Source organism: Aromatoleum toluclasticum ATCC 700605 (assembly GCF_000378245.1).
Lineage (GTDB): Bacteria > Pseudomonadota > Gammaproteobacteria > Burkholderiales > Rhodocyclaceae > Aromatoleum > Aromatoleum toluclasticum.
This window is the reverse complement of the sequence record NZ_KB899492.1, coordinates 265,657-282,079: the sequence shown is the minus strand read 5'-3', so window position 1 is coordinate 282,079 and position 16,423 is coordinate 265,657. Positions and strand designations below refer to the sequence as shown.

Sequence of the window (16,423 nt, the reverse complement as noted above, 5' to 3'; positions counted from 1 at the left end):
GCCACCGATGAAAGCGTCCCTTTCCCGCTTTGCTCGGCGGACCAAGCCGCATACCCTGGCCGTCGCGCTCGCCTGCACTGTAACGGCAATGGCAAGCGTCGCCTGGGCACAGACCCGCATCGACCGCAACGGCGCCAGCGTGAGCGGCAGCGTCATCGGCGACGACGTGCTCTACAGCATCGGCGGCGGCCGGGCCGTGTCCATGGGCGGCGCCGGGAACATGCAGAGCATCGGCGTCGGGATCGGCTGGAACAGCAACCTGATCTGCGGCGACATGAGCATCACGACGACGCTGCAGAACCAGCTCAACGGCATCACCAACGGTTTCCAGGCAATCATGAGCTCGGTGATCCAGAGCGCCACCAGCGCCGTGGCGTCGCTGCCGGCGCTGATCATCCAGCGCGCCGACCCCGGCCTCTACAACCTGCTCACCAACGGCGTCCTGCAAGCCCGCCTGGACTTCGATCGCTCGAAGATGAGTTGTCGTGCCATCGCCAATCGGATGGCGGACATGGCCGGCGGCCAGGCCGGCTGGGACCAGCTCGCCGAGGGCATGGCGCTGCGGGATGCGGTCAGCAGTAACGACGCCGTGTCGGCCATTGAGCAGGCCGAGTCGAACAAGGGCAACAACGGCGTGCCCTGGGTCGGCGGCGGCAACGCGGGCGGCGCGGGCCAGAGTTCGATCAAGGTGGTAGGCGATGTGACGCGCGCGGGCTACAACCTGCTCAACGGACGCAGCGTCACGGACTCCTCGTCGATCCCACGCGCTTCCTGCGGCAACCGGCTGACCTGCCAGACCTGGTCCTCGCCTGCTGTGGCTGCGACTTGGGCGACCCGCGTGCTGGGCGAGCGTGAGCAACGCACCTGCGAAAGTTGCACCAAGACCCAGACCACGCCCGGTGTCGGCCTCACGCCGGTGATCCAGGAGGAGTACGAGACCAAACTTCAGGCGCTGCAGGAACTGGTGACGGGCGCGAAGCCGACGACGGTGGCGAACCTCGAAGCGGCCGGCAGCAATTCGCTGCCGATCACCCGCGGCGTGATCGAGGCTTTGCGCGACGAGCCCGACCAGGATCTGCTGGGTAAGCGCCTGGCCTCCGAGGCAGCTCTGTCCAGCGTGCTGGAGAAGGCTCTGCTGTTGCAGCGCACGCTGCTCACCGGCAAGAAGGAACCGAACGTCGCGGCCAACGAACTGGCCGTCAAGGCGGTCGATCAGGAAAACAGTGCGCTGGAGCAGGAGATCAACAACCTCAAGACCGAACTGGAACTGCGTCGCACGCTGGCGGGCAATTCCGCGATGGCGATCGTCCAGCGCCACGGCACCCGTGCCGGTGGCTCGCGCGGTATCTTCGAGGGCGACACCACGCGCGACCGGCTCAAGGAGGTTCAGAAGCCCCGGAGTACCCCATGACCTGGCCGACTTGGCTGCGGCCTTCGCGGCTGTTCAGTCGCCGCATGGGCGTTGCGCTGCTGTGGGCGCTGTTGATCTGCGGCGTTGCGGTGACCGTAAACGTCGCGGGCATCCATGTCGTCGGCAGCATCGATGGTTGGGAGCATTGGCTGCACGCGCACTCGACCCACTTCCTGGCGTGGCGCCTGGTTCTCTACGCGGCGACGGCCTATGGCTGGTGGTGGATGCGGCAGCGCCTGCGGCAACGCGAACCGACGGCTGAGACGTATCAACGCTTGCTGCGGGTCGAGATCGCGGCCGTGGTCACCGTCGTGTTGCTCGAAGGCAGCCAATGGCTGCGCAACGGCTGAGGGGAGGAGGACGTCATGACCCTCTACACGACGGACTACCTGGAGTACTACCTGACCCTGGTGGGTTGGGTGGTCAACAACGGCATCTGGAGCATCCTCGTGGCCAGCGGCGTGTTCGCGCTACCTTTCGTCGCCATCGTCATCCAGGAATGGCTCCGGGCGCGGGCGGAAGGCGCGGACGAAGGCAACAAGGGCGTACTGTCCTCGATGCGCATCGAGAACCGCGTGTGGGTGGCGATCATGGTCATCATGTTCGCCGGCATCCCGTTCATTCCGGTGGATCTGAACACGATCGCGTTCGATACGAGCCGCTCTGCGCAATGCCAAGTCAATGTGCCGCAGCCGGCCGACACGGGGTGGTCCAACGCCTACACCACGCTCAACAACCAGAACGCGCTGGTGCCCGTGTGGTGGTTCTTCATGCACGCCATCTCGAAGGCCGTCACCGGGGCCGCGGTGGCAGCGATCCCCTGCGGAACGGATCTGCGGCAGATGCGCATGGACGTGGATGCCACGCGTATCGATGACGCGGTGCTGGCGCAGGAAGTCGGCGATTTCGTGCACGACTGCTACGCCCCCTCGCGCGCCAAACTGTTCATGAACCGGCCGACGCTCTCCGACGAGCAGATGAACGACGTGACTTGGATCGGTTCGAGCTACTTCCTCGACACGACGGGCTTCTACGACACCTACCATTCGAGCACGCCGCGCACGGCCTGGCCCTATGACGCGACCCGCGACGCGGGGCTCGCCCAAGTGGACAGCGGTGGCGGCTATCCGACCTGCCAACAGTGGTGGTCTGACGGCAGCAGCGGGCTGCGTACGCGCCTGCTGTCCCAGGTCGATCCCGATCTGCTGTCGCGCATGGGCCGCTGGGCGGGATTCCTGTCGCAGAACGAGGTCAACGACTCGGTGATCCGCGCCGTCGTCTCGCCCCGGCAGCAGAAGATGAACCAGGGCGCTGTCTATACGGACTACGGCGGCCAGATCGAGAAGACGCTGCCCAACATCGTGACGCGCGGTGCCGGCGACCTCGGAATGGCCGCTGGATCGCTGGGTTTCTTCCCCGCTATGGACGTGGTGCGCCAGGCGCTGCCGATGGTGCTGTCGCTGCTCAAGATGGCGCTCGTCATCTGCATTCCGCTGGTGCTGCTGTTCGGAACCTACGAGCTGAAGGCCTTGGTCGCGGTGAGCTGCGTGGAGTTTGCGCTGTTCTTCGTGGACTTCTGGTTCCAGCTCGCGCGCTGGCTCGACAGCACGATCCTCGATGCGCTCTACGGCTGGGGATTCGGTGCGAATCGGCCGCACAGCAACTTCGATCCCTTGATCGGCCTGAACAATGCCTTCGGGGACATGCTGCTGAACTTTGTCATGGCAACGATGTTCATTGTGCTGCCAACGTTTTGGGTAGCCGCGTTGGGGTGGGTTGGGGTGCGGGCAGGTGGGGCACTTCAGGGCCTTTCAGACGCCACGCGACCGGCCGGCCAAGCCGGCGGAAAAGGATCCGGAACCGTGTCAAATAGACTTCGGTGAGCGAGTCTTTCCCGTGCTCAAAGCACTCAGTCTTTATCGTATCGTGGGTCTGGAGCGTCGTTGTATAGGATTGGGTCGTACCCCGGGTTATGCTTGTGCTCAGCCTGTTCCCCAATCGCCCATTCTTCTGTTTCGTCGCCCTCGGAGTCTCGTGCCATCCAGGCTGCAACCACAATAACCGCGAGCAACAACGCCAACCAGAACGCGGTGTAGGCCAGTACGCTAAGTACGACAAGTTGGAGGGCCAGCAATGCCGCACCGGCCATGCCAGGCACCCATCCCAGTGCCGCCAGCCGCCCGTGCGCCTTACGATCCAGGCGCACGAATCCCCGCCACGTCCGGCCCAGCATCCGGCCGACGCGCTCTGCGAAGGTGGTGTGTACGGCGGGCTTCATCGTGGATACTTTTCCAAACTTGGCTCAGGATCGTTCTACCGGACCAGGATCGGGCTCCACGCCGATGCGGTAGTCCGCAACGAAACGAGGCCAGCCTGCATGGCCAGGCAAGTCGATGTCCTCGATCAGCTTGACCTTCCGCTCGGCCCGCTCGAACAGGGCGATGCTGGTGGCGGGGTAGTTGTTGCGCGACGGATAGCGCACACCGTCGAACAATGGCACACCATCGCTCCCCTGCATCGCATGCACCAGACTGGACACCTGCTGCGTGTGCGTGTAGCCGCGACTGGCCAACTGCTCCAGGTTCAAGCCAAAGTAGCCGGCCATCACGCCTTCGGCCGTCAGGTCGACCAAATGCAGTTCTTCCCGCACGCCGACCGCGCGTACCAGACGGCTCTGGACTTCTGCCAGTGCGATCGAGCGCTTGGAGTCCTTGTCCCACAGGTGCTTGTGGAATACGGACTCCATCAATGCCGTGGGGAGGTCGCGGCCCAGGTAGAGCACGCCGTAGTCCCGGGCTGGCGCGTCGTAACGGTTGGTGCCGTCACGGCCGAAGTACAGTGGCTGGCCCCGGTAGACCACGCGACTCACATGCTGGAGCAGTGTGCCCGTCTCGATTCGGAACGAGGTCAACCCGATACTCACGCCAACCCCACCTCAATGGATGCTCAGCACGTTGAGCACCGCCCTGGCCACCTCACTGACCGAATCGGCAGTCACGGCCTCCACCGGCGAGCGAGCGTCCAGACTCTCGAGCGGCTCGGACAGGGCGCGGTACAGCGTCCAGTTGTCGACCTCGACCGCCCCTTGCAGCACGGCCTGCGTCAACCGTTGCTTCACGGGATCAAGTTGCCAGTCGGGCAACTTCTGGCCGCGAGGCCCGACGTTCAGTGCCAGCAACCGGCGTGCATCGATGTCCTTGTAGATCTGCTGTCGCGACTTATTTGCCAGCCGGGCGAACTCGGGCAGCGGCAGATTGTGCGACTGATCGAAGGCTTCCAGCATCGCGGCGCGACCGCGCTGGATGTCGGTCTCGCCCGGCACCCAACGGGTGCTGGCGCGCAGCGCAGCCGCCTTGCGCGCCAAGGTCTGCTCCGTGGTTTCCACCAGTGGCATTTCGAGGGAAGGCGGAAGCGCCACCGCTTCCACACGTTCATGCACAAACGCCTGCAGTTCGGCTGCAAAGGCCCGGGCATCCCGGATTTCGACGCTGGCGGAGAAGCGGCGCACGACATCATCCACCGTGACGCGCGGCAGGTGATCGGCGATGAATTCGAGGGTCTTGGGCATGGTCATCCCCCGTAAACGGGACTGAGACAACAGCAATCTAGTCTCCCATGTCTCTCTTGTCAATTATGTCAACGCCCTGCGCCACCCCATGTCATGCACACATCATCCAGGTGGCCAATGGGGTCACGTAGGGTAAGCCCATCCGGGAACGTGGTGGTCATCCAATCCGGTCTGGGTCCGCCACGCATTGACCCTGGAGTCATCAAGCCAAATGCCCTAAATCCCAAAGGATCGAAGGCTAAAAGGTCGCGAAGGGGGAAGGGAACGGGAGCAAGGGGAAAGGCCCTGCCCGAAAACGCCAAAAGGCTCCCCCGACCAGCCCACCATCCGGAGTTCGCCATGCTCTCGCTGTTCCAACGCAAACGGGTACGCCCCGCCGTCAGCGTGCAGCCCACTCCCACCGAAGCGTCCAAAGGGCTGATGCGGCCGGAGTCGGCCACATCGCTGCTGGCGACGCCGCGTCGGCAGAAGCTGCTGGAACACATCTGGCAGCGCACCTCGCTGTCGCGCCGCCAGTTTGCCACGCTGTATCTCGCACCGCTGGAACGCTACGTCGAGCTGGTCCAGCAGTTCCCAGCTTCCGAAAGCCATCACCATGCCTATCCGGGTGGCATGCTGGACCACGGCCTGGAGATCGTCGCCTATGCGCTCAAGCTGCGGCAGTCGCACCTGCTGCCCGCCGGCGCCACACCGGAAGCCCAGGCGGCCCAAGCCGAGGCCTGGACCGCCGGCACCGCCTACGCGGCGCTGCTGCACGACATCGGCAAGATCGCCGTCGACCTGCATGTGGAGTACGACGACGGCGCGGTCTGGCACCCCTGGCATGGGCCACTGCGGCGACCGTACCGATTCCGATACCGCAAGGACCGCGAGTACCGGCTGCACAGCGCCGCCACCGGACTGCTCTATGCCCGCCTGCTCGATCGCGACATCTTCGACTGGCTGAGCGGCTACCCCGACCTCTGGGCTGCCTTGCTCTACGTCCTCGCCGGCCAGTACGAGCACGCCGGCACGCTCGGCGAGCTGGTGGTGCAGGCCGACCAGGCATCGGTGGCCCAGGAACTCGGCGGCGATCCCGGCAAAGCGCTGGCGGCGCCCCGGCACGCGCTGCAACGCAAACTGCTGGACGGCCTGCGCTATCTACTCAAGGAAGAATTCAAGCTGAACCAACCCCAGGCCTCGGATGGCTGGCTGACCCAGGACGCCCTCTGGCTGGTGAGCAAGACCGTCTCCGACAAGTTGCGCGCGCACCTGCTGTCGCAGGGCATCGACGGCATTCCGTCGAGCAACACGGCCGTGTTCAACGTGCTGCAGGACCATGGCATTGCCTTGGCCACGCCGGACGGCAAGGCGATCTGGAAGGCCACCGTCACGAGCGACGCCGGCTGGTCGCACAGCTTCACCTTCCTGAAGCTGTCGCCCGCGGCGATCTGGGAACACGCCGACCGGCCGGCTTCCTTCGCAGGCCGTGTGTTGGTCGATCAGGAGGAACAGGAAGAGACGGTGCCGCAGACGCCCGTTGAGCCTGAAGCCCATCGCGTGGAACACGCGGCAGCGGCTCCAGCGGTCATGCCGGTCGCACCGATGACCGCGGACAACGACGTGGCGGCGCTGCTCGATCTGCTGGACGTCACGCCCACACCATCGACGCTACCGATCGCATCCGAGCCCGAGGTCGGCACAGATGTTGGCGTCGAGGCTGACCCCGTACCGATGCCGGCAACCGCGCTGTCGGCCACGGCGAGCCACACAGCGGCCCAGGAGCGCGCCGAACCTTCCGGCACCCACTTCATGGCCTGGCTGCGTCAGGGCATCCAGACGCGCAAACTCATCATCAACGATGCCAAGGCGCTGGTGCACACCGTCGATGGAACGACCTACCTCGTCAGCCCTGGTGTCTTTCAGCGCTATGCGCAGGAACACCTGCTGGTCGCCGCGCTGGCCAAGCCGGAAAAGCTGGAGGGATGGCAGTGGGTGCAGAAGCGTTTCGAAAAGCTGGGCCTGCACCGCAAGCAGGCCAGCGGGCTGAACATCTGGACCTGTGAAGTCACAGGGCCGCGCAAGTCACGGCGGCTGCACGGCTACCTGTTGACCGATCCCCAGACGCTGTTCCAGGAGGTGCCTCCGAACAATCCGCACCTGCGTCTCGCCGACGAAACCGCAAAGCGCGAAAATTCAGCCTTGGGGGGCAGGAACGACGACCAGGAATAGACCTGCCGCCGCAATACAGGTCGGCTTCAGTCCGAGGAATTGGGCGATGCCAGCTTGTCCTCGGTGAGTGCCATCAGATGGGCAGAACTGCATTTCAGCGCACGGGCGATCTTGAGGATCAGGGGGAGCGTGGGAACGTGTTCGCCACGCTCGATCTTGCCCATGTGCGAGCGCTCGATCCCGGCCAGATGGGCCAGCGCCTCTTGGGAGATGGCCTGGTTCATTCTTTCTTCGCGCACGGCCGCCCCAAACGCGATGGCGGGTTCCGCTTCGTAGGTGGTGGTGCCGGTAGGCCGGCCTCGTTGAATCGATCGCTTTTGCATTGTCAAAAGCGTCGAATACAGCCACGATCTAAACCACGTTAAACTTAACTCAATCCAGCGGCGCCCCAGTCGCCGCGAATCCACTGCCTGGAGGGAGCTGGACGTGAAATCGAGCGATGCCTCCACCGAAATTCGAGTGGCCGTCCTTGGCGAATGGGTGCCGCCCCAGCTTGCTGATGTGCTCGCACTGCAGCGCGCCGAAGAGCCGGAGATCCCCGCAGCTCTCGTCGGCTGCACGGCCGATGACCAGGCCACACAGCAGCCAGGCGAAGGCTTCGACTTCGCCTTGTCCACGGCTGCTTGGCAGTGGCCGGGCTGGGTATGCGAGGCGCTGTGGCATGACACGCTGGCGGTCGCAGTGGCCAAGCGCTCGCACTTGCTGGCTTACCACGAAGTGCCTTGCTGCGAAGTGCTCAAACAGCCCTTGATCTGCGCACAGTCAACGGCCGACGAGCCATGGCGCGCGGTGGCACAACGTCTATTCGAGGATGCGCTTCAGGATCGCGAGCAGACGGTCAGCACCTTCGACATGGCGATGACGCTCGTCTCTGCGGGATATGGCATCGCCGTCGCGCCGGCCGTGAGGCTGACCGGCTACCAGCGCCGAGGCATCGCTGTGCGGCCGCTGGCAGGCGCACCGACCGTCGTGATGGCCTACCTGCTGCGTCCCCATGCGTCGTTGACCGAGCCCCAAGCGAGGTTTGCGCGCCGCGCCCGATCCGTGTCCTGACGCCTCCGGCGCCACTCGTGCTTGGCAAAGTCGTGCTTAATCCCTGGTTTGCTAGGCATTGTGCCGAGAGAGGCGAGGCCGAGCCCCACGCGAGACTCGTCCATGGCATCGTTTCGCAGCCGACGCTTGGCCGGCGTTCTGACGCCATGCAGCTGTCCCAGTCAGCGCCTGCCGTTATGCGAGCCTCAACTGCTGCGGGGACCACTCGCTCTCCTTCACGGTCGTGCTCACCGCCATGATGAGCTTGTCGAGGTTGGTGGCGGTGGCGCTTTCCAGGGCTGAGCGGCCGCGCAGCATTGCGCGGGGCTGCAGGAGCGCGTGGTAGATCTGCCAGGGGTCTGAGCCCTGGGTCAGCTTGAGGACGGCCTGAATCAGGGCATGCTTGACTGGATCGAGATGCCAATCCGGCACGCGCTGGCCACGGTTGCCGAGGTTCAGTGCCAGCAGGTTGCCCGCCTTGATCTCGTAGCTGATCCACCGGCGGGACTTGCCCGCCATCTTCGCGTACTCGGCAACCGGCAGATTGTGCGGTGCCTCGAAGACATCGACCAGTTCCATCCGCTCGCGCTGAATGTCGGAAAGCGGCTGCTCCATCACCGACCGTGGCGACGTGACCGCGGGCAACCGATGCGTTGCGGCCGATACCAGCGGCATTGCGTCCCCGGGCTTCGTCACGATCAGCAGCGGCGCCACTGCAGGCTTGGGCGGCGCGCTGCCGGCTTCCGCGTCCGAAATGACGGGCACGCCTTCCAGATGCACGGTGAGCGGCATGCTCGCCTGTTCGACCAGGTTCTGCTCAAACAGGTCGAGCCGGTCGGCCCAGTCCTGCATCATTCGCCGCCGCTGCTCCACGTACTCAGCGTGGTTGTACGTGGCACTGACCTTGTTGGGATCGACGTGAGAGAGCTGCGCATCCACCCACACCTTCGGGTAGCCGATCTCGTTGAGCGCGGTGGACATCGTGGCCCGGAGGCCATGTCCGGTCAGCAGGTCGCGATAGCCCATGCGCTTGAGGGCACTGTTGAGCGTGTTCTCGCTCATGCGCTTCTTCATTTCGCTGTCGTGCCGGAAGAGGTAGTGCTGGGCCGGTTTGAATTGCTCCAGCATGTGGCGAACGATCTCGATGGCCTGCACCGACAGAGGCACGATGTAGGGCGGCATGTCCTTGGGCAACTGGCGCTTCTTGCGCATGTCCATCTGGAGTTGCTTCACGACGTCCGGCGGGATGATCCAGAGGCCCCGATCGAGATCGAACTGATCCGGTGTGGCCAGGCGCAGCTCGCCGGTTCGCACACCGGTCAGTAGCAACAGCCGCAGGCCGAGCTGGGTCTGCAACCGGCCACGGTACTTGCGCAGACGCTGCAACAGCCTCGGCAGATCGGCCATGCGCAGGAACGGGTTGTGGTTGACGGGGGGCAGCGGCAATGCCACCACGTCGAGATCGGAGGCCGGGTTCTGTTCCAGGCCCGGCACGATCACCAGCGCGTAGCGGAACATCTGGTTGAACCAAGTCCGGACCTTCTCGGCGACGGAGAGCGCCTTGCGCCGCTCGATCCTGGCGATCATCTCCAGCAGGTCAGGCCGCTTGATCTCGTAGATCGAACGCTTGCCCAGAAACGGCAACACATCCTTGGCGAAGACGCGGGGGAGGATCGAGAGGGTGGTCTGGCGGCCCTTCTTGAGGCTGAGTTCGCGGTGGGCCAGCCACTTCCTGTATATCGCCTCGAAGGTGTTCTCACCGGCGAGCTTGGCCGCGCCGCGACTTTGCTTGCGATGGATGCGAGGGTTGATGTCCTTGGCCACCAAGGCTCGTGCTTCGTCGCGCAGGGCGCGTGCCGCGCGAAGGGAAACCTCCGGGTAGGTACCCAGCGACATCCGTTTGGGTTCTTTCAGCCAGTAGTAGCGAAAGTGCCAGCTCTTGCCCCCGGTGGCCGTGACGGCCAGAAAGAGGCCATCCATGTCCCTGAGGGTGTAGGCCTTGCCGGTGGCCTTGGCCCGGCGCACCTCCAAGTCTGAGAGTGCCATGTTCCAGCTCCTGAACTTGAGTCAGGAGCCAGATGCTCAACCCATCGACCTTGGCGCTCCACGAACAATCCGGAAGCCGCCGTGCCCGCAAAAATGGACACAATTATGGACATAAAAGTCGCGGCTTCAGGTGGATTTCGGTGGATGTCCATGGAACATCGCTGCGCTTTAAAAGCGTTTTTTATCAACGACTTGATGAGCTTCTTGGACGTCCACGGAGCTCCGTGGAAAATGTGCAGTGGAGCGGGCGATGGGAATCGAACCCACGGCTCTAGCTTGGGAAGCTAGGGTATTACCATTATACGACGCCCGCTCGGCGGCCCGGTTTGCATCGGGCAGGGCGCCATTCTAATGACTGGCGCAGTGCGACGCAATGCGTGGTCGGGGCGGTGCGGCAGGCCGTGGTAAGATTTTCGTTCGACGCTTCAGACAGTTTCCTCATGATCCAGCTCATCATCAACGGCCAGCCGGAACGCCTCGAACAGGCGCTGACCGTGCATGCCCTGCTCGAGGTGCGCCAGCTTGCCGGCAAGCGGCTGGCGGTCGAGCGCAACGGCGAGATCGTCCCGAAGGGGCGGCACGCCGAGACCCTGCTCGCGGACGGCGACCGGCTGGAGATCGTCGTCGCCGTCGGGGGCGGTTAACGCCCGCGCAACACCGCTTTCCGACTCCTTTCCCGGTTCCCTTGCCCGGTTCCTTTTCCCACTTCCGCATTCCCGCAGGTCGAACATGAACGACTCCCTGGTCATCGCCGGCAAGTCCTACGGCTCCCGCCTCCTCGTCGGCACCGGCAAGTACAAGGATTTCGACGAGACGCGCGCAGCGATCGACGCGAGCGGCGCCGAAATCGTCACCGTCGCGATCCGCCGCACCAACATCGGCCAGAACCCCGGCGAGCCCAACCTGCTCGACGTGCTGCCGCCCGATCGCTTCACGATCCTGCCCAACACCGCCGGCTGCTACACGGCCGACGACGCGGTACGCACGCTGCGCCTCGCGCGCGAGCTGCTCGACGGCCACGCGCTGGTGAAGCTCGAGGTGCTGGGCGACCCGAAGACGCTGTTCCCGAACATGCCCGAAACGCTCAAGGCCGCCGAGACTCTCGTGAAGGACGGCTTCGACGTGATGGTGTACTGCGCCGACGACCCGATCCAGGCGAAGATGCTGGAAGACATGGGCTGCGCCGCGGTGATGCCGCTCGCGTCGCTGATCGGCTCCGGCATGGGCATCCTCAACCCGTGGAACCTGCGCCTGATCATCGACCAGGCGACGGTGCCGGTGCTCGTCGACGCCGGCGTCGGCACCGCGTCCGACGCGGCGATCGCGATGGAACTGGGCTGTGACGGCGTGCTGATGAACACTGCGATCGCCCACGCGAAGAACCCTGTCCTGATGGCCAGCGCGATGAAGAAGGCGGTCGAAGCCGGCCGCGAAGCCTTCCTCGCCGGCCGCATGCCGCGCAAGTTCTACTCCGCCGACCCGAGCTCGCCGACGAGCGGCCTGATCGGCTCGTAGTCCCGTCGCAGCGGCGCGCGCCGCGGGCCGCTGCGACCTCCGCATTCCCCATTTCCGTTCCGCCTGCGGGGCGCGACCGCTTCCGCGTCCGTCGCCTCCCGCCCATACACGATGACCGCAACGACTCCCGACCTGCCGGATTCCGATCCGCCCGCCTCCGCAAACCCTGCCGAGGCCCCCCACATGGCCTCCGGCGACCCCGAGGCGCGCTTCTCCAGCCGCTCGATCCGCAGCTTCGTGCTGCGCCAGGGGCGGATGTCCGTCGCCCAGCAGCGCCACATGGAGGAGACCTTCCCCAAGGTCTCGATTCCCTATCGCGTAGCGCCGCTCGACCTCGACGCCGCGTTCGGCCGCAGCGCGCCCAAGATCGTCGAGATCGGCTTCGGCATGGGCGAGACCACCGCGAAGATCGCCGCGGCGCTGCCCGACAAGGATTTCCTCGGCATCGAGGTGCACGGCCCCGGCGTCGGCAGCCTGTGCAAGCTGATCGCCGACAACGGCCTCGCCAACCTGCGCATCATGCAGCACGACGCCGTCGAGGTGCTGCGCGACATGATCCCGGAGGGTTCGCTCGCCGGTGTGCACGTGTTCTTCCCCGACCCCTGGCACAAGAAGCGCCATCACAAGCGGCGCATCATCCAGTCCGATTTCGTTGCGCTGATCGCCTCGCGCCTCGCCCCGGGCGGCTACCTGCACTGCGCGACGGACTGGGAGGAGTATGCACATTGGATGATGGAGATCCTCTCCGCCGAACCGATGCTGGCGAACACCGCCGACGGCTTCGCGCCGCGCCCGGACTACCGGCCGCTGACGAAGTTCGAGAACCGCGGCCTCAGGCTCGGCCACGGCGTATGGGATCTGGTGTTCCGGCGGCGCGGGTGAAGGCCCGCAGTACCTTGGAAGATGGCAGTGGAAGCGGCTTCGGCCGCGAATCGGGTAGCATTCGGCATACCGCGCCTTCGCGGCTGAAGCCGCTCCCACCGGGCACACCGAGGTAAGACACATGTTTGCGTTTCTGGGCAGGATTTTGGCATGGATCTGGCGGGCGCTCGACATGCTGCGGCGCGTCGTGCTCACGCTCGTCTTCGTGCTGGTGCTCGGGCTGATCCTGGCGTTCGCGCTGCATCCGGGGCCGTCCGTGCCCGACGGCGCGGCGCTGGTGCTGCGGCCTGCAGGCACCCTGGTCGAGCGCGTGCGCGTCGATGATCCGCTGGGCATCATCCGTTCGGGCGGCGCCTCCGTCGCCCAGACTTCGCTGCCCGACCTGCTCGAGGCGGTCCGCGCCGCACGCGAGGACAAGCGCATCAAGGCGCTGGTCATCGAGACCGATCTCCTCGGCCAGGGCGGCTTGTCCAAGCTCGCGGAGCTGCGCGAGGCGGTGCTCGACTTCAAGAGCGGCGGCAAGCCCGTGTATGCACGCGGCGAGCGCTTCATGCAGGGGCAGTACTTCCTCGCCAGCATCGCCGACGAGGTTCATCTTGCGCCGGACGGCTTCGTGCTGCTGCCCGGCCTCGCGCGCAACGTCAGCTATTTCAAGGGCGCCCTCGACGCGCTGGGCGTGAAGGTGCATGTGTTCCGCGTCGGCGAGTACAAGTCCTTCAGCGAACCCTTCACGCGCACGGACATGTCCGACGAGGACCGCGAATCCTCGCGCGAGTTGATCGAGGCGCTGTGGAAGGGCATGCGCGAGCAACTGGCCGGCAGCCGCAAGCTCGCGCCCGAGGCGCTGAACCGCTATGTCGACGACTACGCGGGGCTGTTGCAGGCCGCTGGCGGCGACGCTGCCCGGGTCGCGCGCGACGCGGGCCTCGTCGACGCGCTGAGCCAGCGCGACGAATGGCACGAGCTGCTGAAGGCGCGCATCGGCGAGGGGGGCGACGGCAAGGACTACCGGCGCATCGACGCGGACGACTACCTTGCCGCGGTGCGCGCCGCGACCCCGCACGAAAAGGCGCACGTTGCGGTGCTGGTCGCCCAGGGCTCGATCGTGGATGGTGCGGCGGACGAGGATTCCGTCGGCGGCGACAGCCTTGCGGCGCAGATCCGCGCGGCGCGCGAGGATGAGCGCGTGAAGGCGGTGGTCCTGCGCATCGACAGCCCCGGCGGCAGCGCCTGGGCCTCGGAAGTGATCCGCCGCGAGCTGGAGCTCACGCGCCGCGCGGGCAAGCCGGTCGTCGCGTCGATGAGTTCGGTCGCCGCGTCCGGCGGCTATTGGGTCGCGGCCGGTGCGGACGAGATCTGGGCGCGGCAGGAGACGCTCACCGGCTCGATCGGTGTGTTCGCGATGTTCCCCGAATTCACCGAGCCGCTGGCCCGCCTCGGCGTCACCACCGACCGCGTCGCCACCGGCCCGCTCGCCGGCACGCTGGACCCGCGCCGTCCGCTCGAGCCCGCGCTGGCCAAGGCGATGCAACTGGGCGTCGAGCACAGCTACCGGCGCTTCCTCGAGATCGTCGCCGCGGCGCGCAGGAAGGACATCGCCGAGGTCGACAACGTCGCGCGCGGCCGCGTGTGGACCGGCGAGGCCGCGCTGCGCCTGGGGCTCGTCGACAAGCTCGGCGGGATCGAGGATGCGATCGCCGCCGCCGCCAAGCGCGCGCAGCTCGACCGCTACGAGACGGTGTGGCCCACCGGCGAGGTCAACCTGCGCCACCTGCTGCTGCGCCGCCTGATGTCGGTCGCCGGCCCCGTTGGCATTACCGCCGAATCACCGCTCGCGCGCCTCGTCACCGGCGTGCAGGCGCAGGCCGCCGACCTGCTGCGCTGGAACGACCCGCAGCACCTGTACGGCCATTGCCTGTGCGACGCGCCGTAGGACCTAGTCGCGCAGGAACAGCGTCAGCAGGTCGTTGAGGAAGCGCCGCCCCTGTTCGGTGGGGCGGATCGCGTCGCCGTCGACCTCGACCAGCCCGCGCCGCCGCGCCGCCATCAGCTCCGCCTCGATCTCCGCGAAGGGCAGGCCGGTACGCTCGGTGAACAGACGCCGCGGGAAGCCGCCGGTGAGGCGCAGCGCGTTCATCATGAACTCGAAGGGCAGCTCCACGACGCCGACCTCGCGGCGTTCCTGCACGAATTCGCGCCGCTGCGCGCCTTCGAGGTAGCGCAGTGGATGCTTGTGGCGCATCTCGCGCACGATGCCCTCGTGGCTGGAGAGCTTGCCGTGCGCGCCGGCGCCGATGCCGAGATAGTCGCCGAAGGTCCAGTAGTTGAGGTTGTGGCGGCACTCCTGGCCCGGCTTCGCGAACGCGGACGTTTCATAGTGGCGGAAACCCGCTCCGGCGAGCCGCTCCTCGATCGCCTCCTGCATGTCGGCGGACAGGTCGTCGTCGGGCAGCGGCGGCGGATCGTGCGCGAAGGGCGTGTTCGGCTCCAGCGTCAGGTGGTAGCACGACAGGTGCGTCACGCCGAAAGCCAGCGCGGTGTCGAGGTCGCCGAGCGCTTCGTCCGGCGTCTGCTCGGGCAGCGCGTACATCAGGTCGAGATTCACGCGCTCGAAGTGCGCGAGCGCCGTGTCGATCGCGCGGCGCGCCTCGTCGCCGCCGTGGATGCGGCCGAGCTGCGCGAGATGGCGGTCGTCGAAGCTCTGGATGCCCAGCGACAGGCGATTCACGCCCGCCGCGCGATAGTCGCGGAAGCGGCCCGCCTCGACGGTGCCGGGGTTGGCCTCCAGCGTGACCTCGGCCATCGGATCGAGCGGCAGCAGCCTGCGGATGCCGGTCAGCAGCCGGTCCAGCCCCTGCGCCGACATCAGGCTGGGCGTGCCGCCGCCGAAGAAGATCGAATGCACGCGCCGCCCCCACACCTGCGGGAGGGCGGTTTCGAGGTCGGCGAGCAGCGCGTCGATGTAGGCGCCCTCGGGAATCTCGCCGCCGCGCGGGGCGTGCGAGTTGAAATCGCAATACGGGCACTTCTTCACGCACCACGGGTAATGCACGTACAGCGCGAGCGGCGGCGGGGAAGCGAGCTGCGGGCGCTCGGGCGGTTCGCCCGACGCCTTGCCCGCGGCCGGGGCGACCGCGAGCGGGATGATGCGGCGTTCGTTCACAGCGGGTCGGTTTCCAGCCTTTGCAGCAGGTGGCGCATCGCCGCGCCGCGGTGGCTCAGCGTGTTCTTCAGCTGCGCGTCGAGTTCGGCGGCGGTCTGGCCCAGTTGCGGAACGTAGAACAGCGGGTCGTAGCCGAAGCCGGCCTCGCCGCGCGGCGCGTCGAGGATCGCGCCGTGCCATTCGCCGTCGGCGATCAGCGGGCGCGGGTCGTCGGCGTGGCGCACCAGCACGACGACCGAGTAGAAGAAGGCACGCCGGTCGCTGACGTCGGCCAGGTGCTCGATCAGCAGCGCGTTGTTGCGCGCGTCGGACTTGGGTTCGCCGGCATAGCGTGCGGACTGCACGCCCGGGGCGCCGTTGAGCGCCATCACGCACAGGCCGGAGTCGTCCGCGACCGCCGGCAGCCCGCTCAGCTTCGCGGCGTGGCGCGCCTTCGCGAGCGCATTCTCGACGAAGGTGTTGTGCGGCTCGTCCGCCTCCGGGATATCGAAGGCCGACTGCGGCATCACCTCGATGCCGAGGGGGGCGAGGAGAGCCGCCATCTCGGCGGCCTTCTTGGCGTTGTTGCTTGCGAGTACCAGTCGTTTGCTCATCG

At 66.3% G+C, this 16,423-nt stretch carries 16 protein-coding genes and 1 tRNA gene; 9 read left to right on the top strand and 8 right to left on the bottom strand.

Features of this window, described 5'->3' with window-relative positions:
* Positions 1-7 precede the first annotated feature (7 nt).
* The 3 genes from F464_RS0104375 to F464_RS0104365 are packed head-to-tail and all read left to right on the top strand — an operon-like array spanning position 8 to position 3,294.
* Positions 8-1,411: an integrating conjugative element protein gene (locus F464_RS0104375; RefSeq protein WP_026295734.1), complete on the top strand. Its 1,404-nt coding sequence runs from the start codon at positions 8-10 to the stop codon at positions 1,409-1,411.
* Positions 1,408-1,761 (top strand): hypothetical protein, encoded by a 354-nt coding sequence (locus tag F464_RS0104370; RefSeq protein WP_018988561.1) that lies wholly within the window; start codon positions 1,408-1,410, stop codon positions 1,759-1,761. Before F464_RS0104375 ends, F464_RS0104370 begins: the two co-directional genes overlap by 4 nt.
* Before the next feature lie 15 nt (positions 1,762-1,776).
* Positions 1,777-3,294, top strand: coding sequence for a conjugal transfer protein TraG N-terminal domain-containing protein (locus F464_RS0104365; RefSeq protein ID WP_018988560.1), 1,518 nt, complete (start codon positions 1,777-1,779; stop codon positions 3,292-3,294).
* Between the two features lie 26 nt (positions 3,295-3,320).
* Here F464_RS0104365 and F464_RS0104360 read toward each other — a convergent pair whose 3' ends face one another.
* The 3 genes from F464_RS0104360 to F464_RS0104350 are packed head-to-tail and all read right to left on the bottom strand — an operon-like array spanning position 3,321 to position 4,979.
* Positions 3,321-3,689: a DUF3742 family protein gene (locus F464_RS0104360; RefSeq protein ID WP_018988559.1), complete on the bottom strand. Its 369-nt coding sequence runs from the start codon at positions 3,687-3,689 to the stop codon at positions 3,321-3,323.
* Positions 3,690-3,713: 24 nt separating this feature from the next.
* Positions 3,714-4,334 carry an RES family NAD+ phosphorylase gene (locus tag F464_RS0104355; RefSeq protein ID WP_026295733.1) on the bottom strand — a complete coding sequence of 207 codons (621 nt, stop codon included), beginning with the start codon at positions 4,332-4,334 and terminating at the stop codon, positions 3,714-3,716.
* A gap of 12 nt (positions 4,335-4,346) precedes the next feature.
* Positions 4,347-4,979, bottom strand: a complete 633-nt coding sequence (locus F464_RS0104350) for a hypothetical protein (RefSeq protein WP_026295732.1) — start codon at positions 4,977-4,979, stop codon at positions 4,347-4,349.
* A gap of 339 nt (positions 4,980-5,318) precedes the next feature.
* Here F464_RS0104350 and mobH point away from each other — a divergent pair, with 339 nt between their 5' ends.
* The gene (mobH, locus tag F464_RS0104345) at positions 5,319-7,190 is read left to right on the top strand and encodes a MobH family relaxase (RefSeq protein ID WP_018988556.1); all 1,872 of its coding nucleotides are present in this window, start codon (positions 5,319-5,321) and stop codon (positions 7,188-7,190) included.
* A gap of 26 nt (positions 7,191-7,216) precedes the next feature.
* Here the strand turns inward: mobH and F464_RS0104340 are convergent, their stop codons facing one another.
* A complete protein-coding gene (locus F464_RS0104340) occupies positions 7,217-7,513 on the bottom strand; it encodes a helix-turn-helix domain-containing protein (RefSeq protein WP_026295731.1) in 297 nt (98 codons plus the stop codon).
* A 103-nt stretch (positions 7,514-7,616) separates the two neighbouring features.
* Here F464_RS0104340 and F464_RS0104335 point away from each other — a divergent pair, with 103 nt between their 5' ends.
* Entirely contained in the window at positions 7,617-8,243 is a 627-nt protein-coding gene (locus tag F464_RS0104335; RefSeq protein WP_011237246.1) for a substrate-binding domain-containing protein, read from the top strand.
* Positions 8,244-8,417: 174 nt separating this feature from the next.
* Here F464_RS0104335 and F464_RS0104330 read toward each other — a convergent pair whose 3' ends face one another.
* Positions 8,418-10,268, bottom strand: a complete 1,851-nt coding sequence (locus tag F464_RS0104330; protein ID WP_018988553.1) for a tyrosine-type recombinase/integrase — start codon at positions 10,266-10,268, stop codon at positions 8,418-8,420.
* Between the two features lie 239 nt (positions 10,269-10,507).
* Positions 10,508-10,581 (bottom strand) — tRNA-Gly (locus F464_RS0104325).
* 127 nt (positions 10,582-10,708) lie between these two features.
* Between F464_RS0104325 and thiS the strand changes: the two genes are divergently transcribed.
* From thiS to sppA, 4 genes are all read left to right on the top strand, one after another.
* The gene (gene thiS / locus F464_RS0104320) at positions 10,709-10,912 is read left to right on the top strand and encodes a sulfur carrier protein ThiS (protein WP_026295730.1); all 204 of its coding nucleotides are present in this window, start codon (positions 10,709-10,711) and stop codon (positions 10,910-10,912) included.
* An 85-nt stretch (positions 10,913-10,997) separates the two neighbouring features.
* Complete coding sequence (locus F464_RS0104315; RefSeq protein WP_018988551.1) at positions 10,998-11,783, top strand: thiazole synthase; 786 nt, start codon at positions 10,998-11,000, stop codon at positions 11,781-11,783.
* Between the two features lie 183 nt (positions 11,784-11,966).
* Entirely contained in the window at positions 11,967-12,665 is a 699-nt protein-coding gene (gene trmB / locus F464_RS0104310; protein ID WP_018988550.1) for a tRNA (guanosine(46)-N7)-methyltransferase TrmB, read from the top strand.
* Between the two features lie 121 nt (positions 12,666-12,786).
* Entirely contained in the window at positions 12,787-14,598 is a 1,812-nt protein-coding gene (gene sppA, locus F464_RS0104305) for a signal peptide peptidase SppA (RefSeq protein WP_018988549.1), read from the top strand.
* A gap of 3 nt (positions 14,599-14,601) precedes the next feature.
* Here the strand turns inward: sppA and hemW are convergent, their stop codons facing one another.
* The gene (hemW, locus tag F464_RS0104300; protein ID WP_018988548.1) at positions 14,602-15,828 is read right to left on the bottom strand and encodes a radical SAM family heme chaperone HemW; all 1,227 of its coding nucleotides are present in this window, start codon (positions 15,826-15,828) and stop codon (positions 14,602-14,604) included.
* Positions 15,825-16,421: an RdgB/HAM1 family non-canonical purine NTP pyrophosphatase gene (gene rdgB / locus F464_RS0104295; RefSeq protein WP_018988547.1), complete on the bottom strand. Its 597-nt coding sequence runs from the start codon at positions 16,419-16,421 to the stop codon at positions 15,825-15,827. Before rdgB ends, hemW begins: the two co-directional genes overlap by 4 nt.
* Positions 16,422-16,423 lie beyond the last annotated feature (2 nt).

Bases quoted from the DNA above. Each gene is read 5' to 3' on its own strand.
- F464_RS0104375 (WP_026295734.1), top strand. From the start codon at position 8: ATGAAAGCGTCCCTTTCCCGCTTTGCTCGGCGGACCAAGCCGCATACC.
- F464_RS0104370 (WP_018988561.1), top strand. From the start codon at position 1,408: ATGACCTGGCCGACTTGGCTGCGGCCTTCGCGGCTGTTCAGTCGCCGC.
- F464_RS0104365 (WP_018988560.1), top strand. From the start codon at position 1,777: ATGACCCTCTACACGACGGACTACCTGGAGTACTACCTGACCCTGGTG.
- F464_RS0104360 (WP_018988559.1), bottom strand. From the start codon at position 3,689: ATGAAGCCCGCCGTACACACCACCTTCGCAGAGCGCGTCGGCCGGATG.
- F464_RS0104350 (WP_026295732.1), bottom strand. From the start codon at position 4,979: ATGCCCAAGACCCTCGAATTCATCGCCGATCACCTGCCGCGCGTCACG.
- mobH (WP_018988556.1), top strand. From the start codon at position 5,319: ATGCTCTCGCTGTTCCAACGCAAACGGGTACGCCCCGCCGTCAGCGTG.
- F464_RS0104340 (WP_026295731.1), bottom strand. From the start codon at position 7,513: ATGCAAAAGCGATCGATTCAACGAGGCCGGCCTACCGGCACCACCACC.
- F464_RS0104330 (WP_018988553.1), bottom strand. From the start codon at position 10,268: ATGGCACTCTCAGACTTGGAGGTGCGCCGGGCCAAGGCCACCGGCAAG.
- thiS (WP_026295730.1), top strand. From the start codon at position 10,709: ATGATCCAGCTCATCATCAACGGCCAGCCGGAACGCCTCGAACAGGCG.
- F464_RS0104315 (WP_018988551.1), top strand. From the start codon at position 10,998: ATGAACGACTCCCTGGTCATCGCCGGCAAGTCCTACGGCTCCCGCCTC.
- trmB (WP_018988550.1), top strand. From the start codon at position 11,967: ATGGCCTCCGGCGACCCCGAGGCGCGCTTCTCCAGCCGCTCGATCCGC.
- sppA (WP_018988549.1), top strand. From the start codon at position 12,787: ATGTTTGCGTTTCTGGGCAGGATTTTGGCATGGATCTGGCGGGCGCTC.
- rdgB (WP_018988547.1), bottom strand. From the start codon at position 16,421: ATGAGCAAACGACTGGTACTCGCAAGCAACAACGCCAAGAAGGCCGCC.